This window comes from Stenotrophomonas sp. PS02298, assembly GCF_029959445.1.
Classification (GTDB): Bacteria; Pseudomonadota; Gammaproteobacteria; order Xanthomonadales; family Xanthomonadaceae; genus Stenotrophomonas.
Genome location: NZ_JASCOR010000355.1, coordinates 1 through 255 on the forward strand (window position 1 = coordinate 1; position 255 = coordinate 255).

The window sequence follows — 255 nt, forward strand, 5'->3', positions numbered from 1 at the left end:
CATGCTGGTAGGCAGCGGCATCGCCGCGCACCGAGAAGTCGCCTTGTGCGGCGGCGCCGGCCAGGCGCTTGATCTCGTTGTTGATCGCCGACAGGCTGGCCTTGACCGCATCCACGGTCTCGGTGATGACGGCCTTCTCGCCGGGCAGGCGTTCGATATCGACGGACAGATCGCCATTGGCATAGCGCTTGATGATCTCCAGCGCGGACAGCAGCATCTGGATGTGCGAAGCGACCAGCGCGTTGCTTTCCTTGA

Annotated in this window: 1 pseudogene; it reads right to left on the reverse strand. The window is 63.5% G+C overall.

The features are described from left to right. A pseudogene (locus QMX78_RS21625) lies at positions 1–255 on the reverse strand (methyl-accepting chemotaxis protein); the annotation flags it as partial.